Here is a 26066-nt window from a genome sequence, read left to right on the forward strand (position 1 = left end):
CGTGGTGGCCCGCCACCTCCCCGATTCCGGGGATGAGCCGGGGGCCGGACGGTCGTAGCGTCGGAGGTGTTCGGCGTTACCCCATGGCGCCGCTCCTCGCGGGACCCGGGGGTGCCTACCGCTGCTGGCGCCCCCGGGGCCCGGTCGCGCCCCCCGTCCGGTCAAGGCACTCCATGAGGGCGCTCTCATCCGCGGCTCACGGTGACCTCACTCGCGGGCCGCAGAGTCCTTCTCGTCAGCACGACACCGACGAGAGGACGAGACATGAGCAAGCTGGTGAGGACCGGGGTCCTGGCGGTCGCGGGCGGCGTGAGCGCCGGGCTGATCACCTGGGGAGCGCCCGTGGCGTTCGCCGACGACGAGCGCGACGACCGGGGGACCGCGTTCCAGCGCAAGGACGACAACCCCGACGTCGTGATGACCGTCGACGACGACGATGACGACGACACCAACGACGACACGCGGACGAACACCGGCACCGGGGTGAGCAAGTCGACCCGTGACGGCACCAACAGCCGGTTCACGAACGTCAGCCGCGACCGGGACAAGAGCCGCAGCGACCTGACCCGGGACTGGACGCGGGACGGCGGCGACCGGACCCGCGACTGGAGCAAGAACAAGACGAACGACGCCTCGCGCAACGACACGCGGGGTCGCTGACCGATGGCCCGGGACAGCTGGCACCTGACCGAGGGGGACGCGATCACCCCCGAGCTGACCGCCGTGAAGCTGCTCGGCGGCGGCTCGTCGTACGAGGCGTTCCTCGCCTTCGACGAGATCACCTACGCGCCGGTGGTCGTCAAGGTCGTGCGTCCCGGGCTGGTCGCCGACGCCTCGGCGCTGCGCGGCCTGCGCCGCGAGGTCGAGGCGTTGGCGACCGTCAACCACCCGGTGGTCGTGCGCGGCCTGCGCCACCGGCTCGACGGGGAGCGGCCGCACGTCGTCCTGGAGCAGGTGGACGGCCCGCGGCTGTCGACGCTGGTGCGGCGCTACGGGCCGCTCCAGGAGCAGCAGTACCTGCCGCTGGCCATCGAGGTGGCCTCGGCGCTCCACTACCTGCGCCACCTCGGGTGGACCCACCTGGACATCAAGCCGAGCAACGTGATCATGGGCGCTCCCGCACGGCTGATCGACCTGTCGGTCGCCCGGCGGGTCGAGGATGCCGCGGCGCTCACCTCGCCGATCGGCACCGACGCCTACCTCTCACCGGAGCAGGCCGAGCCGCCGCGCACCGGGACCCCCGGGCACGCCAGCGACGTCTGGGGGCTGGGCGCCACCCTGTTCGAGGCGGTCGCCGGCCACCGCCCCTTCGACTACGGCGACCTCGACGCCCGGGACGTCCGGGACCGCTACCCCCAGGTGTGGGCCGACCCTCGGCCGCTGCCGGACCGGACCCCGCACGAGGTGGTCAAGGTGGTGGCCGCGATGCTCGAGCGCGACCCGGCCCACCGACCGCTGCCGCACGAGGTCGCCGAGGCGCTCGAGCCGGTGCTGGACCGCCTGCCCCGTGCGCGGCTGGCGGGGTTCCGGACGCGCTGAGGGCGAGCCGGGACAGCCGGGGCAGCCGCGCTCAGGCGTCGCTGAGCGCGTCGCCGGCGCGCTCGGGCAGTCCCCAGGTGGCGGCGGCGGCGACGGCGAAGAACGCCGCGAACACGACGAACAGGCCGGTGGTGCCGGTGCCGGCGTCGAGCAGCCACGGCACCGACAGCGGGGCGAGCACCGAGGCGATCCGTCCGAAGCCCGCAGCCGCACCGGCGCCGGTCGCGCGGAGGCCGGTGGGGTAGACCTCGGGGGTCACGGCGTACAACGCGCCCCAGGCGCCGAGGTTGAAGAACGACAGCGCCATGCCGGCCGCGAGGATCGCGGCCTCGCTGTCGGCGCGCCCGAACAGCACCGCCGAGACGGCCGAGCCCACGAGGAACGTCGAGAGGGTGGCCCGGCGGCCCCAGAGCTCCACCAGCACCGCGGCGGCGGCGTACCCCGGCAGCTGCGCCAGGGTGATGACGAGGGTGAACCCGAAGGACCGCACCAGGTCCATCCCGTCGGCGACCAGCAGGGACGGGATCCAGATGAAGGCGCCGTAGTAGGAGAAGTTCACCCCGAACCAGACGGCCCACAGCGCGGCCGTGCGGCCGGCGTGGGGGCGCTCCCAGACCGCGAGCGGTCCGGGCGTCGCCGGGGGAGCGGCGGTGGTCGCCGGCTCGACGGCGGTCGGCGGTGGGGCCGGGACGCCCGCCGCCGCCTCGAACCGGCGGACGGCCGCCTCCGCCTCCTCGTACCGCCCGCGACGCTCGAGGAAGCGCACCGACTCCGGCAGGCCGCGACGCACCACGACGGCGTACGCCGTGGGCAGGGCGCCGATCGCCAGCGCCCACCGCCAGCCGTCGTCGGACTGCGGCACGACGTAGTAGCCGATCAGGGCCGCGACGACCCAGCCCACCGCCCAGAAGGACTCGAGCGCGACGACGACGCGGCCCCGGATGCGGGCGGGGGCGTACTCGCTCACCAGCGTGCTGGCGACGGGAAGCTCCGCGCCGAGGCCGAGGCCGATGAGGAAGCGGAAGACGAGCAGCGCACCGACCGACCAGGACAGCGCGGCGGCGCCGGTCGCGACCCCGTAGACCAGCAGCGTCATCGCGAAGACCTGGCGCCGGCCGAACCGGTCCGCCAGGAGGCCGCCGAGCGTGGCGCCGACGGCCATGCCGACGAAGCCGATGCTGGCGATCCACGACAGGGTCGTGGGACCGAGGTCCCACTGCACGGCCAGCGCCGCCATCACGAAGCTGATCAGGCCGACGTCCATGGCGTCGAGCGCCCAGCCGACGCCGGAGCCGACGACGAGACGACCGTGCTCGCGGGTGAAGGGGAGGGCGTCGAGCCGCTCGCTGCGGGTGGGCACGGGCGGACCGTACCCGGAGGGGCACCGGGTCAGCGCTCGAAGCGGTACCCCATGCCGCGGACCGTGACGATCGTCGCGGCGCCGAGCTTGCGGCGCAGGTAGCCGACGTACACGTCGACGACGTTGGAGCCGGGGTCGAAGTCGAAGCCCCACACGTGGTCGAGCAGCTGCTCGCGGGAGAGCACCTGGCCGGCGTTGAGCATGAAGATCTCGGCCAGCGCGAACTCGCGGGCCGAGAGGTCGAGCTCCGCGCCGGCGACCGTCGCGCGACGGGTGCGCAGGTCGAGGCGCACGCCACCGGCCTCGACGGAGTCCCGCGCCGCCGCGCCCGGGCCGGCCTGCTCCTGGGCCTGGCGCAGCCGCAGCCGGATCCGGGCCTGCAGCTCGGCGAAGCGGAACGGCTTGGGCATGTAGTCGTCCGCACCGCCCTCGAGCGCGGTGACGGTGTCGGTCACCGAGTCCCGCGCGGTGAGCACGACGACCGGCATCCGGGAGCCCTGGGCGCGCAGCAGCTCGAGGACCTCCTGGCCGTCCATCCCGGGCAGGCCGAGGTCGAGCACCATCAGGTCGTGGGCGCCCGACAGCGCCTCGTCGAGCCCGGCGCGCCCGTCGTCGACGACGGTGGCCTGGTGGCCGTCGGCCCGGAGGCCCTTGGCGAGGAACGACGCGATGCGCGCCTCGTCCTCCACGATCAGGATGCGGGCCACGGGACCTCCTCGACGACGACGGACCGGGGGAGCGAGACCAGGAAGCGGGCGCCGTGCGGGGGCGTCGGGCTGGCGTCCTCCACGGTGACGGTCCCGCCGTGGGCGGCGACGATCGCCCGGACGATGGAGAGCCCGAGGCCGAACCCTTCGTCGCCCGCAGGCACCCGGCTGCGGCCGAACCGCTCGAAGACCGTCCGGCGGTCCGCCTGCGGGACGCCGGGGCCCGTGTCCCGCACCCACAGCAGCACCCGCCCGGCGTCGTACGACGAGCCGATGCCGACGACGTCCCCGGGTCCGGTGTGCTTGACGGCGTTGTCGGCGAGCTGGAGCAGGGCCTGGGTGAGCCGTTGGCCGTCGACGCGCGCGACGACGTCGGCCGTGCCGTCGAGCCGCCAGTCGCGGTCGCCGAGACCGCGCACCTTGGCGAGCACGTCCTCGGTGAGCTCGCCGAGCGGGACCTCGGTGGGCATGACGAAGTCGGGACGGTCGGACTTGGCCAGCAGGATCAGGTCGCCGACCAGGCGGGCCATCCGGTCGATCTCGTCGAGGAGCAGCGCGCGGGTCTCGGCGACGTCGACCGGGTCGTGGACGTCGAGCAGCTCGAGGTGGCCGCGCAGCACGGTGAGCGGCGTGCGCAGCTCGTGACCGGCGTCGTCGAGGAACCGGCGCTGGTCGGCGAAGGCCGTCTCCAGCCGGTCGAGCATGCCGTTGAGCGTGCGCGTGAGCGCGGTGATGTCGTCGTTGCCCGACTCGGGGATCCGGCGTGACAGGTCGGTCTCGCGGAGCTCGTCCGCGGTCTCCCGCAGGACGCGCAGCGGCGCCAGCAGGCGCCCGGACTGCCACGCGGCCGCCGCCACGACGAGGAACGTCAGCAGGCCTGCGACCACGACGTAGGTCCGCATCGTGTCGAGCAGCTCGGCGCGGTCCTCGTCGAGGTAGACGACCACGAGCAGCGCGCCCCGCCGGTCGTCCTGGCGGACCGGTTGCGCGGCGACCAGCACGCGGCCCTGGGCGGTGTCGACGCGGGTCGAGCCGCCGGCGGTGACCAGGGGGCGCACCGCGGCGAGGAAGTCCGGGTCCCGGTAGAGCGGGTCGTCGCCGGGGAACCGCACCACCGGTCCGTCCCCGACCCAGCCGATGAGCACCTCGTCGTCGTCCGGGACGTTGCGCGAGAGGAACAGGTCGAGCAGCGCCCGGATGGTCGCGAAGGGCTGCCCGGTCGTGGGGTCGATGCCGTCCCCGCGAAGCTTGGCGAACTCGTCGAGCTCCTGCTCCACCTCGTCCACGGTCTGCGCCTGCACCCGCTGGGACTCCACGGCGTACACGATCGCCCCGGCGGCGCTGAGCGCCACCAGCACCAGCACGGCCACGGTGGCGGTGATCCGGGCACGCACGGAGAACCCCGTGCGCGGGGCACGGGGTCCGGGCGGAGGCGGTACGCCGTTCAGTCGTCGTCCCCGCCGCCGCGCTCGTCCTCGTCCCGCTCGTCCTCGTCGGGCTCGTCCTCGTCGGGCTCCTGCTCGTCGGGCTCGTCCTCGAGGTCGTCGGGCCGGGGGCTGACGACCGGCACGCCGCCGTCCGAGCCGTCCCCTGACCCGGCCCCGGACCCGCTGCGGTCGCCGGTGCCGTCGTCGTCGGGGCTCGGCGACGCCGACCGGGACGGGCGGGCGCTGAGCGTGGTGCCGGGGGAGGGCGGCGACGAGGGCGCGTCCTCGATGACGATCACCTCGCGCGGGGCGGGGTCGTCGGCGCTGGAGGCGACGAGCGACCCGGCGACGTACCCCCCGACGGGGAGCGCGACGGCGAGGCCGAGGAGGTACTTCCACACCGGGCTCATGGTGCCCACGATCCTGCCGCACGGTGGGTGGTGGATGAGAGGCCCATGAGAGGACTCTCATCGGGATGCCCCCGGTGCCGTCGGGTACCCCGACGGGGACCTGTCTCCGGAACGAAGGAGTCCCCGTGGCTGACGTGCCGCACCACGACCAGCTTCCCCTTCCCGACTACGACCACCTCCCGGTCGGCTCGCTCGAGGGCCGGATCCGCTCGCTCGACGGCGCCGCGCTCGAGGCGGTGCTGGCCTACGAGCAGGCGCACGCGAACCGCGTGCAGGTGGTGCAGCTGCTGGAGAACCGGCTCGCCGCGGTCCGCGACGGCGCCCCGACGTCCGGCGGCTCGCCGCTCGCGGCCACCCCGGAGGCCGGTCAGGCGCCGCAGTCGGGCTCGCAGGACTCCGCGAGCCTCAAGGAGGGCCCGGCGATGAACCCGCCGTCGCAGGGAGTGCCGACGAACCCCGCCCAGCCGCGCTGAGCGGGGCCCGTCCCACGACCCGGCCGGTGGGCGTCCGTCACACGGTGACGGGCTGCCCACCGGTCACGGCGATGACCTCGCCGGTGATGTAGCTGGCGTCCGCGGACGCCAGGAAGACGTACGCCGGCGCGAGCTCCGCCGGCTGGCCCGCCCGCCCGAGCGGCGTCTGCTGGCCGAACGTCTCGACCTTCTCCTCCGGCATGGTGGCCGGGATCAACGGCGTCCAGATCGGACCGGGCGCCACGGAGTTGACCCGGATGCCCTGCTCGCCGAGCTGCGCGGCCAGGCCGCGCGTGAAGTTGGCGATGCCGGCCTTCGTGGTCGCGTAGTCCAGCAGCGGCACGGACGGCGAGGAGGCCTGCACCGAGGAGGTGTTGATGATGGAGGACCCCTCGCGCATGTGCGGCAGCGCCATCTTGCACAGCCAGAACATCGCGTAGAGGTTCGTCTTCATCACCCGGTCGAGCTGCTCGGTGGTGATGTCGGCGATCCCGCCCGGCTGGGACATCTGGTACGCCGCGTTGTTGACCAGCACGTCGACCCGGCCGAGCTCGCGCACGGTGGTGTCGAGCAGCTCCCGGCACGCGTCCTCGGAGGTGAGGTCACCCGGGACGGTGATCGCGCGCCGCCCTGCCTCCTCCACGAGACGGGCCGTCTCCCGGCCGTCCTCGTCCTCCTCCTCGAGGTAGGCCAGCACGACGTCGGCGCCCTCGCGGGCGTAGGCGATGGCCACCGCGCGGCCGATGCCGGAGTCGCCGCCGGTGATGACCGCGACCTTGTCCTGGAGCCGGCCGCTCCCGCGGTAGCTCTCCTCGCCGTGGTCGGGCTCCTGGCCCATCTGCCGGGTGACCGAGTCCTCCGACCCGGGCGGCGGCAGCTGCTCGCCCTCGGTGTCGGGCTGGGTGTGGGCGCCGTGCTCGGCGCCGAGGTCCTCGCTGCTCACGACCCGGCCTCCTGGGTCCCGACGCTGGGCTGGTCCCAGCGCAGGAGCGCGGCGACCGGCTCGCCGGCCATCGCCTGGTGGGGGCTGACGGTGACCGCGGCGTCGGTGAGGACGGCGGCAGCGACGAGGGCCTGGTCGGCGCGCAGCGGCTGCTGGGGCACGCCGTCGCCGAGGCTGAGGCCCTCGTGCCGGGAGGGGTCGAGCTCGTGCTCGGCGGCCGCGGTCGGGTCGAGCAGGAGGGTGTCGACCTGGCCGCGGACGAAGGCGTCGGCGACGTCGTCGATCCCGGTCGCCACCGACTCCCCGCGGCCGAGGCGCTCGCGGAGCTCGTGGACGACGCCCAGGCGGCGCTGGACGACCTGCTCCATGAGCGCGTCGCGGATGGCCTGCTGCAGCGCCTCGTCGCCGCCGTCCTCGGCGCGCTGTCCGGTGCCGAGCTCGACCACCTCGGCCGCGGTCCCGGCGAGCTTGTCGCGGACCATCCCCTTCGACGTCGGGTCGCCGGCGAGCAGCACGAGCCGGTGGCCGGCGCGGATGTGGGAGGTGACCGCCTCGACGACCTCCTCGGCGCTGTCGCGCCAGGCGTTCTCGGCCCGCAGCTCGTAGTGCTTCTGCGCCCAGCCGCCGACGGTCACCTTGTTGATGTCGTCGGCGCGCTGGTCGTCGACCTCGATGCTCTGCTCCTCCAGCGCGGTCGGCACGTCCGAGACGTGCACCGCGACGTCGCCGCCGGTGTGGTCCACGACCGCCAGCACGAACGAGACGGTGCTGTCACGGTGCTCGATCCAGGCGGCGAGGTCGGGGAGCGGTCCCCACGTCGCGACCGGCTGGTCGACCTGGACCGAGGCGGCCTCCTCGAGCACCACGCCGCCGGCGTTCGCGACCACCAGCCGCCCGACCGGAGCGGGCCGGTCGCTGGGCTCGGAGAGGACGCGGACGACGGTCTCGACGACCGCGTCGTCGGCGCCCTGCTCGCGCAGCTGGTCGCCCGCCGCGCGCACCCGGAGCTCGTGCTCGTGCTCACCGTTCTCGGTGCCGCGGCTGACGTCGACGAAGGCGGTGGCGAAGGGACCGGCCGCCTGCTTGAGCTTGCTGAAGTCGGTGGTGTCCATGGGGCGTCGGTTCCCCGAGACCCGTTCGGAATACCGCCCTGGGCGCGACCCCGGAGGCCTGCCTAGAGTGGCCGGCGTCACGCCGTACCCGCCGCCCAGGAGGTCCCGTGCTCGTCCCCTTCAGCGTCTCCGACTTCATCGACCGGGCCGTGACGGTCTACCCCGACCGCACCGGCGTCGTCGACGAGCCGCAGCAGCCGGCGCCGTCGCTGGGAGAGGTGACCTACCGTGAGCTCGGCGACCTCGCCGCCCGGCAGGCCGCCCACCTCGACGAGCTCGGCATCGGTGTCGGGGAGCGGGTGGCGGTGGTCAGCCACAACAGCGCCCGGCTGCTCGGCTCCTTCTTCGGCGTCGCCGGCTCCGGGCGGGTGCTCGTGCCGGTGAACTTCCGGCTGCGCCCCGACGAGGTGCGCTACATCGTCGAGCACTCCGGCGCGCGCGCCCTCTACGTCGACCCCGAGCTCGAGGACGCGCTCGGCGGCGTGGGCGCCGAGCACCGGTTCACCCTCGGGCACGACGAGGACCTGTACGCCGCACCCGGTGCCATGCCCCGGCCCTGGGACCCCGACGAGAACGCCACCGCCTGCATCAACTACACCTCCGGCACGACCGCGCGGCCCAAGGGCGTGCAGATCACCCACCGCAACATCTGGGTCAACGCGCTGACCATGGGCCTGCACACCGGCTTGACCGACCGGGACGTCTACCTCCACACGCTGCCGCAGTTCCACGCCAACGGCTGGGGCATGCCGTTCGCGACCACCGGCCTCGGCGTGAAGCAGGTGGTCATCCGCAAGATCGACGGCGCGGAGATCCTCCGGCGGGTGCGCGACCACGGGGTGACGATCATGTGCGCCGCGCCCGCCGTCGTCGCGGCGGTGCTCGACGCCCTGCCCACCTGGGAGGGCGACGTCCCCGGCCGCGACCGGGTGCGGATCGTCGTGGCCGGCGCCCCGCCGCCGACCCGGACCGTCGCACGGGTCGAGGAGGAGCTCGGCTGGGAGTTCATCCAGATCTACGGCCTCACCGAGACCTCGCCGCTGCTGACGGTCAACCGGACGCGGAGCGAGTGGGACGGGCTGTCCACCGACGACCGCGCTGCCAGGCTGGTCCGCGCCGGCGCGCCCGCCCTCGGCGTACGGCTCTCGACAGGTCCCGAGGGCGAGGTGCTCGCCCGGTCGAACGTCGTGATGGACGGCTACTGGGAGCAGCCGGAGGAGAGCGCCACGGCACTCGCAGACGGGTGGTTCCACACCGGCGACGGCGGCACGATCGGGGAGGACGGCTACCTGACGATCTCGGACCGGAAGAAGGACGTGATCATCACCGGCGGGGAGAACGTCTCCTCCATCGAGGTCGAGGACGTCCTGTTCTCCCACCCCGCGGTCGCCGAGGTCGCCGTGATCGGCGTCCCGAGCGAGAAGTGGGGCGAGACGATCAAGGCCCTGGTCGTCCTCACCGAGGGCTCCTCCGCCACCGAGGAGGAGCTGATCGCGTGGTGCAAGGACAAGGCCGCCGGCTACAAGGCGCCGACGTCGGTGGAGTTCCGCGAGGAGCTGGCCCGCACCGCGACGGGGAAGCTGCAGAAGTTCAAGCTGCGCGCGCAGTACTGGGAGGGGCAGGGCCGGCAGGTCGGCTGAGCCGGCTGCCGCGGTTCGCCGGGGGCCGCGCGGGGCACCGACGGGTCATGAGCGAGCACAGCGACGAGGTCCCTCCCGCCCTCGACCTCTCGGAGGTGGCCGACGAGCCGGCGGACGAGTCGGTCGGCGAGGAGCAGGACATCGTCGGAGACGGGCCCGGCGGGGACACCGTGCCGGAGGACGACGCCCAGTAGCCGGCAGCCGGTGGCCGGTACCGGTCAGCCGCGGCCGACGTCGAGGACGACCTCGAACTCCAGGAGCGAGGCGCCGGTGGAGACCGGACCACCTGCGGGGGCGCCGGCGTGGGCGGCGCGGGCGTCACCGTCGCGCCAGGCCTCGAAGGAGGCGTCGTCCTCCCACTGGGTCACCACGAAGTAGCGGTCCTCGCCGGCGACGGGGCGCAGCAGTTGGAAGCCGAGGAAGCCGGGGGTGCCCTCGACGGTGCCGGCCCGGGCGGCGAACCGCTTCTCGAGCTCGGGCCCGGCCTGCGGGGGGACGGCGATGGCGTTGATCTTCACGACGGGCATGCCCCGAGCCTAGGCAGGCTCGGCGATAGCCTGGCCGCGTGCCCACGCTGTCGGACCTCGTCGACCTCCTGCACGCCTGGTACCCGCCGGCCACGGCCGAGGGCTGGGACGCCGTCGGGCTGGTCCACGGCGACCTCGACGCGCCGGTGGCGAAGGTGATGCTCGCCGTCGACCCCACCGAGGTGGTCGCCCGCGAGGCGGCGGAGTGGGGCGCGGACCTGCTGGTCGTCCACCACCCGCTGTTCCTCAAGCCGGTGCACGGGTTCACCACCGCGACCCCCAAGGGACGCACCCTGACCACGCTCGCCCGGGCCGGCTGCGCGCTGCTCGCGGCGCACACCAACGCCGACCAGGCCGTGGGCGGGGTCTCGGAGTCGATGGCGCTGGCGCTCGGGCTGACCGACCTGCGGCCGCTGGTGCCCGCGCCCGCCGAGCCGCTGGACAAGCTCACCGTCTTCACCCCGGCCGGCACCGCCGAGGCGGTCCGCACCGCGCTGGCCGAGGCGGGCGCCGGGCGGATCGGCGACTACGACCAGGCCTCGTTCACCAGCCCGGGGGAGGGCCGGTTCCGTCCGCTGCCCGGCGCCGACCCGACGATCGGCGAGGTCGGCCGGCCCGAGGTCGTCGACGAGGTCGGCATCCAGGTCGTCCTGCCGCGCGCGCGGCGTACGGCGGTCGTCCGAGCGGTGCTCGAGGCGCACCCCTACGAGGAGCCGGCGTACGACGTCGTGGAGCTCGCCGATCCCGGGACCGCGACGACCGGGACCGGTCGCGTCGGCGACGTCGAGCCGACCACCCTGCGCGGGTTCGCCGAGCGGGTGCGCGACGCGCTGCCCGCGACCGCCCACGGCGTGCGCGTGGGTGGGGACCCCGACCGGGGGGTGCGTCGCGTGGCGCTGTGCGGCGGCGCGGGCGACTTCCTGCTCGACCGGGTGCGCGACGTCGACGTCGACGTCTACGTCACCAGCGACCTGCGTCACCACCCGGCGGGGGAGTTCCTGGAGCACGGCGGGCCCGCGCTCGTCGACGTGGCCCACTGGGCGGCGGAGTGGACCTGGCTGCCGGTGCTCGAGAGGCGGCTGACCGAGGCGCTGGGCGGTACGGTGAGCACCCGCGTCAGCACCACGTCCACCGACCCGTGGACGTTCCGCGCCTGACCGGACCGCAGCACCCACCCATCTGAACACGCACGAGGGAGTACTCCGCTGAAAGCCGACCCCGCCGCCCAGCTCGCGCTGCTCGAGGTCCAGGAGATCGACGCCCGCGTCGACCAGCTGCGCCACCAGCGGACGCACCTGCCCCAGCTCGCCGAGATCGCCGAGCTCGAGGCCAGCCGGAAGGTGGTCGACGACCAGGCCCGCGACGCGCGCATCGTCGTCGACGACCTGACCGCAGACCAGGCGAAGGTCGACGCCGACGTCGAGGCCGTCCGCACGCGCCGTACCCGCGACCGCGACCGGATGGACCAGGGGCTGATCACCAACCCCAAGGACCTCGAGCGGATGCAGCGCGAGCTGGAGTCGCTCGAGCGGCGGATCGGGTCCCTCGAGGACGACGAGCTCGAGGTGATGGAGAAGCTCGAGGAGGCCCAGCGCGCGCTGGCCCACCTCGAGGAGCAGCTCGCCGCCCACGACGAGCGCCTCGCCGCGCTGGTCGCCGAGCGCGACCAGCGGTTCGCCGAGATCGACGCCGAGCTCGCCACCGTCGAGGGCGGTCGCGGCGCCAAGACCGAGGGCCTCCCCGCGGACCTGCTGGCGCTCTACGACAAGCTGCGCGCCGCCAAGGGCGGCGTCGGGGCGGCCGAGCTCCGCGCGCGCCAGTGCGGCGGGTGCCGGCTGACCCTCGACAACGCCGAGCTCTCCGTGATCGCCCGCACGCCCGCGGACCAGGTCGTGCGCTGCGAGGAGTGCTCGCGGATCCTCGTGCGCACCTCCGAGTCGGGGCTGTGAGCCGCTTCCGCTCGGTCGTCATCGAGGCCGACGGCGGCTCGCGGGGCAACCCCGGCCCCGCGGCGTACGGCGCGGTGCTCAAGGACGCCACGACCGGCGAGGTCATCGCCGAGGACGGGACGACGATCGGGCGCGCGACCAACAACGTCGCGGAGTACTCCGGCCTGATCGCCGGCCTCGAGCTGGCCGCCGCCCACGCCCCGGGCGCCGAGGTGGAGGTCCGGATGGACTCCAAGCTCGTCGTCGAGCAGATGTCGGGCCGGTGGCGGATCAAGCACCCCGACATGCAGCCGCTGGCCCGCGAGGCGACGCGGCTGGCGCCGCCGGGCACGACGTACACCTGGGTGCCGCGCGCGCAGAACGCGCACGCCGACCGGCTCGCCAACGAGGCGCTCGACGGCAAGCGCTCCGGCGTGACGGTCGCCGGGCCGCAGGGCGGGGACGTGCCTGACGAGGACTCCCTGATCGAGGAGATCGAGAGCCCCGACGCCGCGGCCGCCGGCGACCCGCCCGCCTCGATCCAGTCCCAGGCCCGGGGCTGGTCCGCCCGCACCGGAGCCCCCACGACCCTGGTGCTCGTCCGGCACGGCGTCACCGCGCACACCAAGGAGAAGCGGTTCTCCGGCGGGCTCGCCAGCGCCAACCCCGGGCTCAGCGACGAGGGGCGGGCGCAGGTCCGCGCGACCGCCCGCTGGCTGCAGCCGATGGCCGAGCGGGTCGACGCCGTCGTCGCGAGCCCGGTACGCCGCACCCGGGAGTCCGCCGAGATCGTCGCGGAGGTCCTGGGCCGCCCGCTGGTGGAGGAGCCGGGCTTCGCCGAGATGGAGTTCGGCAGCTGGGACGGGCTCACCTTCGGCGAGGTCGCCGAGCAGGACAAGGCCGGGCTCGACGCCTGGCTCGGCTCGCTGGACGTGCCGGCCGGTGGCGGGGAGTCCTTCCGCGCGGTCGAGGAGCGGGTGCTCGCCGGGCTGGGGCGGGTACTGGCCGACCACGCCGGCCGCACCGTCGTGGTCGTCAGCCACGTGACCCCGATCAAGACGCTCGTCGCGCACGCGGTCGACGCCCCTCTGGACGCGGTCTTCCGGATGGAGCTGACGCCGGCCTCGGTGACCGTGCTGTCGTTCTTCCCGGCCGAGGAGGACGGGGAGCGGCGCGCGTCGATGCGGCTGTTCAACGCGCTGCCCCCGGGCGACGACGTCTTCGCCGACCTCGGCCGCTGGTAGGGGCGGGGGCCGGCCGCGGGCTACAGCTCGCGGACGACCACGTCGAGCTGCGTGCCCCTGGCGGTCGGCTCGCCCACCTCGACGGTCCACCCGAGGTCGGTGAGCACCTCCGCCAGGGCGGCCGGCGTCCGCGGGTCGCGGCCGTCCTCCAAGAGGGCGCGGACGATGCGGCCCTTGGTGGCCTTGTTGAAGTGGCTCACCACCTTGCGGGTGCCGCCGACCTCGTGCAGCACCCGCACGGTGGCGGTGCGCGCCGCGAGGCTGGGGTCGGGGCGCCAGAAGGCGACGTACATCGTGCTGCGCAGGTCCACCAGCAGCCCGCGCCCGAGCGCGTCGGTGACCGCGGGGCCGAGGGCCTCGCGCCACACGCCGGCGACCGGTCCGACGCCGGGGAGGGACGCGTCGCCGGAGAGGCGGTACGCCGGGATCCGGTCGCCGAGGCGCACCAGCCCGAAGAGGCTCGAGACCACCGCGACGCGAGAGGCCGCCCGCCGCTTGGCCGCCGGGCTGAGCGTCGTGGCCCCGAGGGCGTCGTACACGACACCGGCGTAGACCCGGTCGGCGCGCGCGGTCGCCGCGTCGCGGAGCATGGCGTTGCGCTCGACCAGGTCGATCTGGGAGGGGCCGAGGTCGAGCACGGTCGCGGCCTCCGCGGCGTTGCCGGAGCAGAGCCCGACCAGGGCGGCGAGCACGCGCTCGCGGGCCTCGGTCAGCACCGGGGAGGAGAGGGCGGCCAGGTCGAGCGGCGCGCCTCGGCGGGGGGCGGTCTTGCCCTCGCTCGGCGGGAGCAGGATCAGCACCGGCCTAAGGTACGAGGCATGCCGAGCAACCGCGTGGTCCGGGTCCGCACGAGGCAGGACGGGGTGGCCGCCGCGCGGCTGCGAGCAGGGATCGAGGAGGTGCGCGAGGAGCTGGGGGTCGCCCCCGACTTCCCGCCCGAGGTCGAGGAGGCCGCCGCCCGTGCGGCCGCCGCGCCCCGGCTGCCGGACCTCGACCGCACCGACCTGCCCTTCCTCACCATCGACCCCGAGGGCTCGATGGACCTCGACCAGGCGCTGCACATCGAGCGCGCCGACGGCGCCGAGGGCGGGTACGTCGTGCACTACGCGATCGCGGACCTGCACGCCTTCGTCAGCCCCGGCGACCCGGTCGACCTCGAGTCGCACCGCCGCGGCGAGACGCTCTACGGGGCGGACTCCAAGATCCCGCTGCACCCGAAGGTGATCTCCGAGGACGCCGGCTCCCTGCTGCCCGACCGGGTCCGCCCGGCGCTGCTGTGGACGATCCGGGTCGACGCCGAGGGGGAGGGCACGGCCGTGCACGTCGAGCGCGCGCTGGTGCGCTCGCGCCGCCGGCTGTCCTACGACGAGGCGCAGGCCGCCCTGGACGCCGGCACCGCCGAGGAGGTGCTGGTGTTGCTCGGCGAGGTCGGCCGGCTGCGGCTGGCGCGCGAGGCGGCCCGTGGCGGGGTCTCGCTGCCGCTGCCGGAGCAGGACGTCGTCATCGACGGCGACCGTTGGCACCTCGAGCTGCGGCGGCTGCTGCCGGTGGAGGAGTGGAACGCGCAGATCTCCCTGCTGACCGGCTTCGCCGCGGCGTCGCTGATGGTCTACGCCCGGGTCGGCCTGCTCCGCACCCTCCCGCCGCCGGACCCGCGCGACGTCCAGCGGCTGCACCGCACGGCCCGGGCGCTCGGGATCGAGTGGCCCGCCGAGCAGCTCTACCCCGACTTCATCCGGTCCCTGGACCCCGAGCTCCCGCACCACGCCGCGATGGTGGTGGCCTGCACCCGGCTGCTGCGCGGGAGCGGCTACGTCGCGCTCGACGGCGAGGTGCCCGAGCAGCCGCTGCACGCGGCGCTGGCCTCGGAGTACGCCCACGTGACCGCCCCGCTGCGTCGCCTGGGGGACCGGTACGCCGGCGAGGTCTGCCTGGCGCTCTGCGCCGGCACCGAGGTGCCCGGGTGGGTGCGCGAGCGGCTCCCCGACCTGCCCGCGACGCTGCAGGCCTCCGGCCAGCGCGGCAACCGCTACCAGCGCGCGGTGGTCGACCTGGTCGAGGCCGGGGTGCTGGCGCCGCTGGTCGGCCAGGTCTTCGCGGGCGTGGTCGTCGACGTCGAGGACGACGACCCGCGCAAGGGCGACGTCGCCGTCGACGAGCACGCCGTGGAGGCACGGGTGACCGCGACGGGCGACCTGCCGCTCGGGACCGACGTGCGCGTGCGCCTGGTGACCGCCGACGTCGCGACCCGGAAGGTCGCCTTCGAGCTGGTCGAGGGCTGAACCACTCTCCGGGGGTCCCCGGCCTGTGGCAGGCTCACCGGCCTGGGCGTCGGTGACGCCCGTCACACTCCCGGAGGACCCGTGCTCCCTCGACTCCACGCCCGGATCGTCGCCGCCGTCCTCGCGCTCGGGGTGGTGGTCGTCCTCCTGTCGGCCGCCCCGGTCCTCGCCCGGGCGGATCGGCCGGCGGGTCCCGCGGGGCGGCTCCCCGGCGACCCGGCGGCGCGGGTCGCGCTCGCCGCGGCCCGGGGTGCGCTCGCCGGGGACGGTCGCGAGGTCACCCTGGCCCTGCGCGACCTCGCGCTGCGCCGCGGCGGCCTGGTCGGGAGGGAGCGGGAGGAGGCCGACCGGATCCTCGCGCGGCCCACCGACGGCCCGCTGGACCCCGACGGCTACGGGCTGCTCGCCGACCCGCAGCGCACGTGCACGGTGGTCTGCCTGCACTGGGTCGAGCGGGGCGTGGACGCGGTGCCCACCGCGGACGCCGACGCCGACGGCCTGCCCGACCACGTCGAGCAGGCGCTCGCGGTGCTGACCCGCGTGCACCGCACCTACGTCCGCGCCGGCTACCGCGCCCCGAAGGCCGACGGTGCGCTGGGCGGCGACCGCCGGCCCGACGTCTACCTGGTCGACATCGGCGACCAGGCGGTCTACGGCTACTGCACCACCGACGAGCTCCTGCGGCCCGGTGGTCCCTACGACGCGTGGGCCTACTGCGTGCTCGACGACGACTACGACCCCGCGCAGTTCCCGCAGGGCACCCCGCTCGGCAACCTCCGGGTGACCGCCGCGCACGAGTACTTCCACGCGGTGCAGTACGGCTACGACGCCGCGGAGGACCCGTGGCTGCTCGAGGCCACCGCGACCTGGGCCGAGGACGAGCTGTACGACGCCGTCGACGACAACCTGCAGTACCTCCGCCGGTCGCCGCTCAGCCAGCCGGCGGTCCCCGTCGACGCCGGTGGCTTCACCAGCTACGGCGGCTGGGTGCTCTTCCGCCACCTCACCGAGCGGTTCCGCACGGCCAGGGGCGGGCTGCCGACGTTCGTGCGGGACGTGTGGCGCCAGGCCGACTCGAGACGCGGTGCGCCGGACCGCTGGTCGGTCCAGGCGATCGGGCGGGTGCTGCAGCAGCGGGGCACGACCCTGCGCGGTGCGTTCGTCCGCTTCGCCGCGGCCAACCGCCACCCCCGCGCGACGTACGACGAGGGGCGGGCCAACGACTACCCGCAGGCGCCGCTGGCTGACCGGGCGGTGCTCGGCGCCGGTCGGACGACGGGCTGGGGCTCGGTGCGGCTGGACCACCTCACCTCCGGGACCGTGCGGCTGAGCCCGCACGCGGGCCTGGGGGGCGCCTGGCGGGTGCGGCTGCAGCTCGACCTGCCGCCGCCCGCCGCGGGCGCGGCGGCGGTGGTGACCACGAAGGTGCGCGGCCGGCCGGCCACCACGCGGCTCGTGCGCACCGACCGGCGGGGCCGGGCGGCGCTGCGGGCACCGCTCGGGGCGGCCTCGTGGGTCGAGGTGACGCTGGCGAACGGCAGCGGCCGGTACCGCTGCTGGCAGGCCACCGACCTCGCCTGCATGGGGACGCCGGTCGACGACGGTGCCGACTTCCGGTGGCGGGCGACGGCCACCCGGTAGCCGCCGCCCGGCGGACGCGGGACCGGACGCGGGGTCAGCCGCGGGCCGCGGCCCTCGCCAACCGGCGCACGACCCAGGCGGCGCCGAGCGCCCCGGCGACCCAGGGTGCGCCGTTGACGACGGGGTCGACGGCCTGGTGGCGGATGTCGGAGCGGCCGGCGCCGAAGCGCGACCGACCGTGCGACACCTCGGCGCGGATCCCGGTCTCGGTGACCGGGTTGTCGGGGCGGAGCGTCGCGAACGACCGCACGACGTTCTCGGCCACGTCGACCCGGTCGGCGGCGAGGAGCAGCAGCCAGTGCGCAGCCTTGCCCTCGCTGTGCCGGCGGTAGGCGTAGCGCCGCACCGCCCCGGACAGGCCGTGCAGCGGCTGGGCGGTGCCGAAGACGGGGGTCAGCATGCCGTGCTCGATCGAGCGCTCCCGCTCGCCGTGCTCGGGCTGCCGCTCGGGCAGGTCCCAACGGGCGCCGGTCTCCGCGGCGACCTCGCGCGGGTACGACGGCCGGTCCGCCGGGTCCAGGTCGGCGCCCCAGCCGGGAATGCGCGCGCGCAGCTGCTCAGGGGTCTCGGGGAGCGGCGGCTTGCGGCGGGTGTAGACGGGCGGGTGCTCGCTGCGCCCGAGGTCCTCGGTGTGGTCCACGACCCCTCCTCAGCTCGCGTCCGGGATGATGACCGGCTTGATGCAGCCGTCGAGCTTGGCCGAGAACAGGTGGTAGGCCTCGGCGATGTGCTCGAGCGGGATGCGGTGCGTGACGATGTCGCTGGGCTTGAAGTAGCCGGCCCGGATGTGCTCGAGCAGGCGCGGCCACTGCCGCTTGACCGGGCACTGGTTCATCCGCAGGGTCAACCCCTTGTTCAGCGCGTCGCCGAACTTCACCGAGCTGAACATCGGGCCGTAGGCGCCCATCACCGAGATGACCCCGCCCTTGCGCGCCCCGTCGATGGCCCAGTTCAGCGCGACCGGCGAGCCGCCCTGCAGCTTGAACCGGGCCGAGGTCAGGTGCTGGGTCATGTTGCCGTCCGCCTCCGCGCCCACGGCGTCGATGACCGCGTCGAAGCCGAGGTGGTCGGTCTGCTTCTTCATCTCCAGCACGATGTCGTCGACAACGTTGAAGTTGATGGTCTCGGCGTGCGCGAAGGTGCGGGCCTTCTCGAGGCGCTCGGGCAGCTGGTCGACGACCACCACCCGGCCGGCCCCCATCAGCCAGGCGCTGCGCGCGGCGTACAGCCCGATCGGGCCGGCCCCCAGCACCGCCACCGTGTCGCCCTCGCCGATCTCGGCCAGCTGGGCGCCGAAGTAGGCGGTCGCCAGCGCGTCGGTCATCAGCAGGGCGTCCTCGTCGTCGAGCCAGTCCGGGATGACCGAGGGGCCGACGTCGGCGAACGGCACCCGGACCCGTTCGGCCTGCCCGCCGTCGTACCCGCCGGTCGTGTGGGAGTAGCCGTAGATCGCGCCCACGGCGGTGGCGTTCGGGTTGACGTTGTGGCAGTTGGAGTAGAGGCCGCGGGCGCAGAAGAAGCAGGAGCCGCAGAAGATGTTGAACGGCACTATCACCTTGTCGCCGACCTGCAGGTTCTGCACCGACGGGCCGACCTCCTCGACCACGCCGATGAACTCGTGGCCGAACGTGTGGCCGACCCGGGTGTCCGGCATCATCCCGTGGTACAGGTGCAGGTCGGAGCCGCAGATCGCGGCCCGGGTCACCCGGACGACGGCGTCGTTGGGGTGCTCGATGCGTGGGTCGGGCTTCTCCTCCACGCGGACGCGGTAGGGGCCGCGGTAGACCATCGCTCGCACGGTGTCGCTCCTGTAGGGACGAAGGGCTGTGGCCGGCGGAGTACCCAGCGGCGTCGGGACGCAGACCGCGGAGGGGTGCCCGGCCACTTGGGGGATTCGGCCCACCGCGCACCAGCGCCGTGGGACCATCGGACGTTGACGAGTCCCGGGAGCGGTCTGGTGGAGATGCGGTCGAGCACGACCGGGGGGTCTCCGACCCCCGCCCCTGACGAGGTGCACCCCTCGGTCCGCTGGGGCCGAGCGGTGGCCGCGAGCGGCATCGGCGCCTTCGACTGGGACCTCGTGACCGGCGAGCTCCGGTGGGACGACCGCCTGCTCGAGCTGTTCGGGGTCGAGCCCGAGGCGTTCTCCGGGACCATCGCGGCCTTCGAGGCCGTCGTCCACCCCGACGACCGCGCGCGGGTGGACGCCGCGCAGCGGACCGCCATCTCGACCTGCGGCGACTACGCCGCGGAGTACCGCGTCGTCCTGCCCGACGGGCTCACCCGGTGGGTGGTCGCCCGCGGGCGCGCGCTCGCCGGGCCGGACGGAGCAGCGGTGCGGCTGCTGGGCGCCGCCTTCGACAACACCGTGGTGCAGGACGGCGAGGCGCGCGTCCAGCGCGTGCTCGAGGCGATGCCGACGGCGTTCTTCCACCTCGACCAGCAGTGGCGCTTCACCTACGCCAACCGGGTCGCGCACGAGCTGCTCGGCGGGGTCACCGAGGAGCTGGTCGGCGGGGTGATCTGGGAGCTGTTCCCGGCGGCGGTCGGCAGCGAGTTCGAGCGGCACTACCGCGGCGTCGCCGAGAGCGGCGAGCCGGTGTCCTTCGACGCCTACTACCCGCCGCCCCTGGACGCCTGGTACGAGGTCCGCGCCTGGCCGACCCCGGACGGCATCTCGGTCTACTTCAACGACGTCACGGACCGGCACGCGGCCCAGCAGCTGCTCGCGCGGGACAGCCGGCGCACGGCGATGATCGCCGCGGTCTCGGAGTCCCTGACCGGCACGCTGGACCCCGAGGTCGGTGTCAGCCGGCTCGCGCAGGTGCTCGTCCCGGAGGTCGCCGACTGGTGCGTCGTCACGCTGGTCTCGGAGACGGCCCGCGGTGACTGGCGCGAGCGGCTGCGCGACGTCGGGTGGTGGCACTCCGACCCCGCCCGCCGGCCCGACCTGGACCGGTACGCCGCGCTGCGGGTCTCCTCCCTCACCGACGCCTCCTTCGTGGCTCGTGCCCTCTCGACCGACGCCCCGATGCTCGTCGGGTCCGGGGCGACGGCCGCCATCGAGCGCGTCCTGGTCCCGGGGGAGGCGCGGGAGCTCGTGCAGGGGTTGCTGCCGGAGTCGGCGGTGGTCGTCCCGCTGCACGGCCGCGGGCGCACCGTGGGCCTCCTGACGCTCTTCCGGGGCGCGGACCGGCCGACGTTCGACGGTGACGACCTGGAGCTGGTGCGCGAGGTGGCCGTCCGGGCCGGGGTGCACGTCGACAACGCCCGCCTGTACGCCGAGCAGCGTGACCTCGCCGCCGCCCTGCAGCGCAGCATGATGACGGCGCCGCCGCAGTCGGAGGAGCTCGACCTGGTCGTGCGCTACGAGGCAGCGGCGCAGGCCGCGCAGGTGGGCGGCGACTGGTACGACGCGTTCCGCCAGCGCGACGGCTCCATGGTCGTCGTCATCGGTGACGTCGTCGGCCACGACGTCGCGGCCGCGGCCGCGATGGGCCAGATCCGCAGCCTCCTGCGGGGCATCGCGGTGCACACCGGCGACGGTCCGGCCGCGGTGCTGCACGGGGTCGACGAGGCCATCGAGGTGCTCGACCTCGCCACCACCGCCACCGCGGCAGTCGTGCGCCTCGAGCGGGGCAGCGAGCCGGGGACCACCCGGGTCCGCTGGTCCAACGCCGGCCACCCGCCGCCCGCGGTCGTCGACCACGCCGGCGAGGTGCACTTCCTGGCCGGGGAGGAGCCCGGGCTGCTCCTGGGGCTCCAGCCCGACCCGGGCCGGGAGGAGTCGGTCGTCGAGCTGCCGCACGGGTCGACCCTGCTGCTCTACACCGACGGCCTCGTCGAGCGGCGCGACCAGTCGATCGACGTCGGGCTGAAGCTGCTCGCGGACCGGCTGGCCGACCTGGCCGACCTGGCCGGCGAGGGCCACGACCTGGAGACGTTCTGCGACGAGCTGCTCCACCAGATGCTGCCCGGCAGGCGCGAGGACGACGTCGCGCTGGTCGCGGTCCACCTGCGCTGAGCCGCCCACGGGGGCCGCGCAGCCGGCACCGGTCCCCGACGCCCGGACGGCGCGACCCGAGGACCCCATGCCGGCCCCCGAGCCGCGCCTGTGCCGGGAGCACCGCAGAAGGGTGACGCTTCACCCTGGCTGGTGTGTCCGACCCCTGCCCCATAGCCCCGTGGTGGCGGACGAAACCCACCCGTAAGAGCGGTCTCACCCAGCGGACGGTCCGAGGGGCAGAAACGAGGCGTCGTCGTCGGTCACCAGCACGACCCGGTCGCCGGCCAGCGGGACCAGGCGCACGGCGTCGACGTCGTCCCCGCGTTCGGCGAGGACCATCCGGTTGCTCATCCGGCCCTCGGCCAGCCGCAGGACCGAGACGTACCCGGCCCGGCCGCGGCGGACCACGGTGACCACGGTGCGCCGTCCCGGCACCCAGGTCAGCTGCCGCGGGTCGGCGGTCGCCCCGGCCCAGGAGCCGGCGGGGTAGTCGACGGTGTCCAGGCGGCGTACGTCGGTCAGGTCGGTGACGTCGAAGAGCCCCACCTGCGCGCCCCAGCCGGTCCGTCCGTCCCGCGCGGGCACCGGGCCCTCGCCCACACCGAGCAGCCGTCGCTCGCCGAGGGGGTGGAGGTAGGAGCTGAAGCCGGGGATCTTGAGCTCGCCGAGCAGCCTGGGGGCGCGCGGGTCGCCCAGGTCGACGGTGAACAGCGGGTCGACCTGCCGGAAGGTCACGAGGACGGCCAGGTCGTCGAACCAGCGGACCGCCGTCAGGTCCTCGCCGGGCGCGATCCCCTCGAGCCGCCCGACCTCGAGCAGCTCGTCACCCTCGCGCCGCAGCGTCACCACGGCGTTGCCGGTGCCGGTCTCGGACGTGGGGGACAGCGCCAGCCGCAGGACGCCGTCGGCCTCGTCCATCGACCAGCGGTCACGCACGGCGCCGTCGACGCGACCCGCGCCGGCGTACCGGGTGCGGATCCCATCGAGCTCGAGGTCGAAGACCTGCGTCGTGCCGTCGCCCGCCGGCCCGACCGTCCGGCTCGTGCAGGTGGCGCACCCCCAGGGATCGACGGTCTCGCCGGTGGTGGCGAGGAAGAGGTGGTCGGTCGAGGAGTACGTCGTGGAGGCGTCGGCGGCGATCGCGGTCACGTCCCAGGCGCCGACGTCGCTGCCGGTGAAGCCGAGCACCGTGGTGGTACCCAGGGGCGCGGTGGCGCTCGGGACGGCGACGTCGGCGCAGTCGGAGAGCTGCTCCTCGGGTCCGCGGTCGAGCGAGGCACGGGGGAGCCAGTCGGCGATCGTCGTGTCCGCGACCACCGCGCGGTTGCGCCGGGTCGCCTCCGCCTGGCTGATGCCGCGGCGGCGGCCCGGCTGCACGAAGGGCAGGTCGGGCAGGCCGGTCGAGACGACCAGGCGCACGTCGTCCCCGTGCTGGCGGGCGGTCACCACCGGGGAGGTCAGGTCGACCCGGCTCCGGAGCTCCATCGCGGCCGGGTCGGCGACGTCGACGCTCAGCAGCCGGTCCTCTCCGACCACGACCACGGTGTCGCCGGCGAGCAGGATCTCCGCGTCGGGCATGCCGGTCAGCGCCACCGAGGCGATCCGCTCGACGTCGGGCCCGCTCACGTCGTACGACGTCAGGCGGCCGTCGGCGACCCGGTAGAGCACCTCGCCGTCGGTCTTGACCACGTCCGGCTCGTCGACCCCCGCCTCCTGCACGTTGGTCCCGGTGTCGCTGCTGGTCGACCGGGTGACCTTGGCCTGGTCGGGGGCGTAGGCGTTGCGCTGCATGGCGCCGCCGAAGCCGCCGCGAGGGATGGCGCCGTCGGCCCCCAGCCCGACGAGGTACGGCAAGCCGTCCCAGCCCCACGGGCCGACGAGCTCCCGGCCGGCGTCGACGTAGTGCTCGAGCAGCGCCTCGCAGGAGCCGGCCGCGACCAGTGCGCCCGAGAACGTCGCGGGTCCCGTGGCGGCCCCGCCGTACGGCCGGTCGCCGGGCTCGCCCGGCCCGTCCCCGCCGGTCACGTGCGTGCCCGCGACGAAGGCCGCGGCGAGGGCGCCGAGCGCGAGCACCGTGCCGGTCGGGCGCAGCAGGGCACGGCGTCGGCCGCCGCGCTCAGCCCGTGCGGCGCGGAGGATGCGGTCGGTGGGCGCGGGGCCGACGGGGAGGTCGTCCCAGAGGCGCTCGAGGTCGGTCACGGGGCGTTCCTCCCGGTCAGGTCGGCGAGGTGGTGGTCGGTGGCGAGCTGGGCGAGGGCCCGGGACAGGCGGCTCTTGACGGTGCCGGGGGCGACGTCGAGCGCGGCGGCGGTCTGGGCCTCGGTGAGCTGGACGAAGTAGCGCAGCACCACGACGTCGCGGTTGACCTTGCTCAGCCCGTCCAGCGCCCGGTGCACTGCGTCGGTCACCTCGACCGCGAGGTGGGGGTCGTGCCCCTCGGCCCGACCCTGCGGCACGTCGGCGTGCGAGCGCTCCCGGCGCCACGGCCGGCGGTGGCTGTCCCGGACGGTGTTGACGAGCATCCGGTAGACGTAGGCCTCCCGGTTGTCGGCCCCGGTCACCTTGGCCCACGACCGGTAGCACTTGACGAGGGTCGCCTGCGCGGCGTCCTCCGCGTCGGGCAGCGCGCACCCGAGGAAGACGGCCGCCCGCACCAGCGTCGGCCACGCCCCGTCGGCGTACGCCGCGAACTCCGTCTCGTCCATCACGCGTACGACGCGGCCCGGCGGGCACGGGGTTCCCTCCGGCCGGCACGAGATCGCACTAGCGTGCCCGCGTGCGCCTCAAGCCCGGACGACCCGACCTGCACCGGCACGCCTCCCGCCACGACGTGGCGCCCGCGGAGGCGGGAGCGCTGGGGGTGACCTTCCTCGGGGTGTCGACGCTGCTGGTCTCCGACGGGGCCTCGGCGGTGATGACCGACGGGTTCTTCTCCCGACCCGGGCTGCTGCGAGTGGCGCTGGGGCGGATCGCCCCCTCGCCGGGCCGGATCGACGCGGCGCTGGCCCGCGCCCTCGGCGACGCCGGCGTGGCCGGGCTGGACGCGGTCGTCCCGGTGCACAGCCACTACGACCACGCCCTCGACTCCGCCGTCGTCGCGGCGCGCACCGGCGCCCCGCTGCTCGGCGGCGCCTCGACCGCGAACGTCGGCCGCGGGGGCGGGCTGGCCGAGGACCGCGTCCGCACGGTCGCCTCCGGGGACGTCGTCGGGTGCGGGGCGTTCACGTTGACGTTCGTCGCCTCGGCGCACTGCCCGCCGGACCGCTACCCCGGCACCATCGACGCGCCGCTCGTGCCGCCGGCGCGCACCGCGGCGTACCGCTGCGGCGAGGCGTGGTCCCTCCTGGTCGGGCACGGGCCGAGCGGCCGGACCGCGCTGGTGCAGGGGAGCGCGGGGTACGTCGCCGGCTCGCTCGCCGGGCACCGCGCCGAGGTCGCCTACCTCGGGGTCGGCCAGCTGGGCGTGCAGCCTGAGTCGTACCTCGAGGAGTACTGGGAGCACACCGTGCGCGCCGTCGGTGCGCGTCGCGTCGTGCTCACCCACTGGGACGACTTCTTCCGGCCGCTGGACCGGCCGCTGCGCGCGCTGCCGTACGCCGGGGACGACCTCGACGCCACCATCCGCATCCTCGACCGGCTCGCCACCGCCGACGGCGTCACCGTCCACCTGCCGACCCTGTGGCGTCGCGAGGACCCCTGGTCGGGGCTGCCCGGGCTGCCCGGCTGAGCCCTCGCGGTCTCAGGCGGCGGGCGCCTTCTCGCAGTACAGCGAGACCACCATGTCGCCGGAGAGGTCCGGGAACCCCGTGGTGTGGCTGAGCACCGACCAACCCTCGTCGAGCATCGTCAGGACGCTGTCGGGCAGCTCGAAGGCGGTCGCGGCACCCGCGGTGGGCATCTCGGCCGCGGTGATGCGGACCAGGACGAGTCGGCGTTCGGTCATGGCGCGAGCCTACGGACGACCCTGGAGGAACCTGCGGGTCGGCTCGTCGGCAGGGTAGAAGGCCTCGATCGCCAGCTCCGAGAGGGTCACCTCCCGCGGGGTGCCGAAGACCGTGGTGGTGGAGATCAGCGACAGCACCGCCTCCGTCCCGACGCGCAGCCGCAGCGGCACGACGAGCGACGACGAGGGCGCCGGGGCCGTCCGCCCGTCACGCGCCAGCTCGAGCAGCGCGGCGATCGCCGCCTCCCCGCTCGCCTCGTGCTCACGGCGCAGGCGCTCGGCGAGGTGCGCACGCCACTCGGCGAGGTTGAGGATCCTGGGCGCGAGTCCGCGCGGGTGCAGCGAGAGCCGGATGACGTTGACGGGCGGGGCGAGCAGCTCCTCGTCGAGGTCGCCCAGCAGCGCGTAGAGCGCGTCGTTGGCGGTGACGAGGTCCCACTGCCGGTCCACCACGAGCGCCGGGTAGGGCTGGTGGGCCCGCAGGATCGCCTCGAGGGCCGCGTTGGCCTCCGCCATCGGCGGGTCCCCGAGCCGGTGCTCGGGATGGGCGGGTGCGTGCCCGGCGGCGAGGAGGACGCGGTTCTGCTCGCGCAGCGGCACGTCGAGGTGCGAGCAGAGGCGGAGGACCATCGCGGCGGTCGGCCGGCTCCGCCCGGTCTCGATCCAGCTCAGGTGCCTCGAGGACACCTCCGCGCGGTCCGCCAGGCCGAGCTGGGAGAGGTGGCGGCGCACCCGCCACTCGCGGATCAGGGTTCCGGCCGGGGCGTCCACCCTCGGGACGCTAGCGGCGGTGCGCCGGCGCCGCCATGACCTCCGAGGTCATCGACGCGACCACCTCCGGCGCGCTGTGATCGGGCTCCGATGCAGCACCCGAACCCTCACTC

26 protein-coding genes are annotated in these 26066 nt (G+C 74.9%); 12 read left to right on the plus strand and 14 right to left on the minus strand.

Translation table 11 applies throughout. The features are described 5' to 3' along the window. Positions 1-264 precede the first annotated feature (264 nt). The gene (locus AB0N29_RS18850) at positions 265-660 is read left to right on the plus strand and encodes a hypothetical protein (RefSeq protein WP_302267162.1); all 396 of its coding nucleotides are present in this window, start codon (positions 265-267) and stop codon (positions 658-660) included. Positions 661-663: 3 nt separating this feature from the next. Next, positions 664-1539 carry a serine/threonine-protein kinase gene (locus AB0N29_RS18855; protein WP_364869188.1) on the plus strand — a complete coding sequence of 292 codons (876 nt, stop codon included), beginning with the start codon at positions 664-666 and terminating at the stop codon, positions 1537-1539. 31 nt (positions 1540-1570) lie between these two features. Here the strand turns inward: AB0N29_RS18855 and AB0N29_RS18860 are convergent, their stop codons facing one another. Genes AB0N29_RS18860 through AB0N29_RS18875 form a run of 4 tightly spaced genes read right to left on the minus strand, consistent with a single transcriptional unit; the run spans position 1571 to position 5443 of the window. Next, positions 1571-2899: an MFS transporter gene (locus AB0N29_RS18860; RefSeq protein WP_364869190.1), complete on the minus strand. Its 1329-nt coding sequence runs from the start codon at positions 2897-2899 to the stop codon at positions 1571-1573. Positions 2900-2928: 29 nt separating this feature from the next. Then, positions 2929-3606: a response regulator transcription factor gene (locus AB0N29_RS18865; RefSeq protein ID WP_302267159.1), complete on the minus strand. Its 678-nt coding sequence runs from the start codon at positions 3604-3606 to the stop codon at positions 2929-2931. Beyond that, positions 3591-5000, minus strand: coding sequence for an ATP-binding protein (locus AB0N29_RS18870; RefSeq protein WP_364869194.1), 1410 nt, complete (start codon positions 4998-5000; stop codon positions 3591-3593). The genes AB0N29_RS18865 and AB0N29_RS18870 overlap by 16 nt, the downstream gene beginning before the upstream one ends. Positions 5001-5050: 50 nt before the next feature. Then, a complete protein-coding gene (locus tag AB0N29_RS18875) occupies positions 5051-5443 on the minus strand; it encodes a hypothetical protein (RefSeq protein ID WP_364869197.1) in 393 nt (130 codons plus the stop codon). 125 nt (positions 5444-5568) lie between these two features. Here AB0N29_RS18875 and AB0N29_RS18880 point away from each other — a divergent pair, with 125 nt between their 5' ends. Continuing rightward, positions 5569-5916 (plus strand): hypothetical protein, encoded by a 348-nt coding sequence (locus AB0N29_RS18880; RefSeq protein ID WP_364869200.1) that lies wholly within the window; start codon positions 5569-5571, stop codon positions 5914-5916. A gap of 37 nt (positions 5917-5953) precedes the next feature. Here AB0N29_RS18880 and AB0N29_RS18885 read toward each other — a convergent pair whose 3' ends face one another. Together AB0N29_RS18885 and AB0N29_RS18890 are read right to left on the minus strand one after the other, a co-directional pair. Next, entirely contained in the window at positions 5954-6859 is a 906-nt protein-coding gene (locus tag AB0N29_RS18885) for an SDR family oxidoreductase (RefSeq protein WP_364869203.1), read from the minus strand. After that, on the minus strand, positions 6856-7971 hold the full coding sequence (locus AB0N29_RS18890) for a Vms1/Ankzf1 family peptidyl-tRNA hydrolase (RefSeq protein ID WP_364869206.1): 1116 nt from the start codon (positions 7969-7971) through the stop codon (positions 6856-6858). Before AB0N29_RS18890 ends, AB0N29_RS18885 begins: the two co-directional genes overlap by 4 nt. Before the next feature lie 107 nt (positions 7972-8078). Between AB0N29_RS18890 and AB0N29_RS18895 the strand changes: the two genes are divergently transcribed. Both AB0N29_RS18895 and AB0N29_RS18900 read left to right on the plus strand, forming a co-directional pair. After that, positions 8079-9611 (plus strand): AMP-binding protein, encoded by a 1533-nt coding sequence (locus AB0N29_RS18895; protein ID WP_364869209.1) that lies wholly within the window; start codon positions 8079-8081, stop codon positions 9609-9611. 47 nt (positions 9612-9658) lie between these two features. Continuing rightward, on the plus strand, positions 9659-9805 hold the full coding sequence (locus tag AB0N29_RS18900) for a hypothetical protein (protein ID WP_364869212.1): 147 nt from the start codon (positions 9659-9661) through the stop codon (positions 9803-9805). Between the two features lie 24 nt (positions 9806-9829). On the opposite strand, the gene AB0N29_RS18905 is transcribed toward AB0N29_RS18900, so the two are convergent. Continuing rightward, positions 9830-10138, minus strand: coding sequence for an antibiotic biosynthesis monooxygenase (locus tag AB0N29_RS18905; RefSeq protein ID WP_302267150.1), 309 nt, complete (start codon positions 10136-10138; stop codon positions 9830-9832). A 38-nt stretch (positions 10139-10176) separates the two neighbouring features. On the opposite strand from AB0N29_RS18905, the gene AB0N29_RS18910 reads away from it, so the two are divergent. The 3 genes from AB0N29_RS18910 to AB0N29_RS18920 all read left to right on the plus strand — a co-directional run bounded on the left by AB0N29_RS18910 (position 10177) and on the right by AB0N29_RS18920 (position 13310). Beyond that, complete coding sequence (locus tag AB0N29_RS18910; protein ID WP_364869216.1) at positions 10177-11295, plus strand: Nif3-like dinuclear metal center hexameric protein; 1119 nt, start codon at positions 10177-10179, stop codon at positions 11293-11295. A 183-nt stretch (positions 11296-11478) separates the two neighbouring features. Beyond that, positions 11479-12087, plus strand: coding sequence for a C4-type zinc ribbon domain-containing protein (locus tag AB0N29_RS18915; RefSeq protein ID WP_364869219.1), 609 nt, complete (start codon positions 11479-11481; stop codon positions 12085-12087). Beyond that, positions 12084-13310 carry a bifunctional RNase H/acid phosphatase gene (locus AB0N29_RS18920; protein ID WP_302267147.1) on the plus strand — a complete coding sequence of 409 codons (1227 nt, stop codon included), beginning with the start codon at positions 12084-12086 and terminating at the stop codon, positions 13308-13310. Before AB0N29_RS18915 ends, AB0N29_RS18920 begins: the two co-directional genes overlap by 4 nt. 20 nt (positions 13311-13330) lie before the next feature. Here AB0N29_RS18920 and yaaA read toward each other — a convergent pair whose 3' ends face one another. Beyond that, positions 13331-14110 (minus strand): peroxide stress protein YaaA, encoded by a 780-nt coding sequence (yaaA, locus tag AB0N29_RS18925; RefSeq protein ID WP_302267145.1) that lies wholly within the window; start codon positions 14108-14110, stop codon positions 13331-13333. Positions 14111-14128: 18 nt separating this feature from the next. On the opposite strand from yaaA, the gene AB0N29_RS18930 reads away from it, so the two are divergent. Beyond that, positions 14129-15592, plus strand: coding sequence for an RNB domain-containing ribonuclease (locus AB0N29_RS18930; protein WP_364869223.1), 1464 nt, complete (start codon positions 14129-14131; stop codon positions 15590-15592). Positions 15593-15673: 81 nt separating this feature from the next. Then, a complete protein-coding gene (locus AB0N29_RS18935; protein WP_364869227.1) occupies positions 15674-17233 on the plus strand; it encodes an MXAN_6640 family putative metalloprotease in 1560 nt (519 codons plus the stop codon). A gap of 34 nt (positions 17234-17267) precedes the next feature. Here the strand turns inward: AB0N29_RS18935 and AB0N29_RS18940 are convergent, their stop codons facing one another. Beyond that, positions 17268-17873, minus strand: coding sequence for a hypothetical protein (locus AB0N29_RS18940; RefSeq protein WP_364869231.1), 606 nt, complete (start codon positions 17871-17873; stop codon positions 17268-17270). 9 nt (positions 17874-17882) lie between these two features. Then, positions 17883-19022: a zinc-dependent alcohol dehydrogenase gene (locus AB0N29_RS18945; protein ID WP_364869535.1), complete on the minus strand. Its 1140-nt coding sequence runs from the start codon at positions 19020-19022 to the stop codon at positions 17883-17885. 222 nt (positions 19023-19244) lie between these two features. On the opposite strand from AB0N29_RS18945, the gene AB0N29_RS18950 reads away from it, so the two are divergent. Continuing rightward, positions 19245-21257, plus strand: a complete 2013-nt coding sequence (locus AB0N29_RS18950; RefSeq protein ID WP_364869234.1) for a SpoIIE family protein phosphatase — start codon at positions 19245-19247, stop codon at positions 21255-21257. A 195-nt stretch (positions 21258-21452) separates the two neighbouring features. On the opposite strand, the gene AB0N29_RS18955 is transcribed toward AB0N29_RS18950, so the two are convergent. Next, positions 21453-23438 carry a beta-propeller domain-containing protein gene (locus tag AB0N29_RS18955; RefSeq protein ID WP_364869237.1) on the minus strand — a complete coding sequence of 662 codons (1986 nt, stop codon included), beginning with the start codon at positions 23436-23438 and terminating at the stop codon, positions 21453-21455. Further along, on the minus strand, positions 23435-23944 hold the full coding sequence (locus AB0N29_RS18960) for a sigma-70 family RNA polymerase sigma factor (RefSeq protein WP_364869240.1): 510 nt from the start codon (positions 23942-23944) through the stop codon (positions 23435-23437). The genes AB0N29_RS18955 and AB0N29_RS18960 overlap by 4 nt, the downstream gene beginning before the upstream one ends. 71 nt (positions 23945-24015) lie before the next feature. Here AB0N29_RS18960 and AB0N29_RS18965 point away from each other — a divergent pair, with 71 nt between their 5' ends. After that, on the plus strand, positions 24016-24966 hold the full coding sequence (locus AB0N29_RS18965; RefSeq protein WP_364869243.1) for a hypothetical protein: 951 nt from the start codon (positions 24016-24018) through the stop codon (positions 24964-24966). 12 nt (positions 24967-24978) lie between these two features. On the opposite strand, the gene AB0N29_RS18970 is transcribed toward AB0N29_RS18965, so the two are convergent. After that, positions 24979-25182, minus strand: a complete 204-nt coding sequence (locus tag AB0N29_RS18970; protein WP_302267135.1) for a hypothetical protein — start codon at positions 25180-25182, stop codon at positions 24979-24981. A 9-nt stretch (positions 25183-25191) separates the two neighbouring features. Continuing rightward, on the minus strand, positions 25192-25953 hold the full coding sequence (locus AB0N29_RS18975) for a helix-turn-helix transcriptional regulator (RefSeq protein WP_364869247.1): 762 nt from the start codon (positions 25951-25953) through the stop codon (positions 25192-25194). Between the last annotated feature and the right edge of the window lie 113 nt (positions 25954-26066).

It is taken from the genome of Nocardioides sp. NPDC092400 (assembly GCF_040684155.1).
GTDB lineage: Bacteria > Actinomycetota > Actinomycetes > Propionibacteriales > Nocardioidaceae > Nocardioides.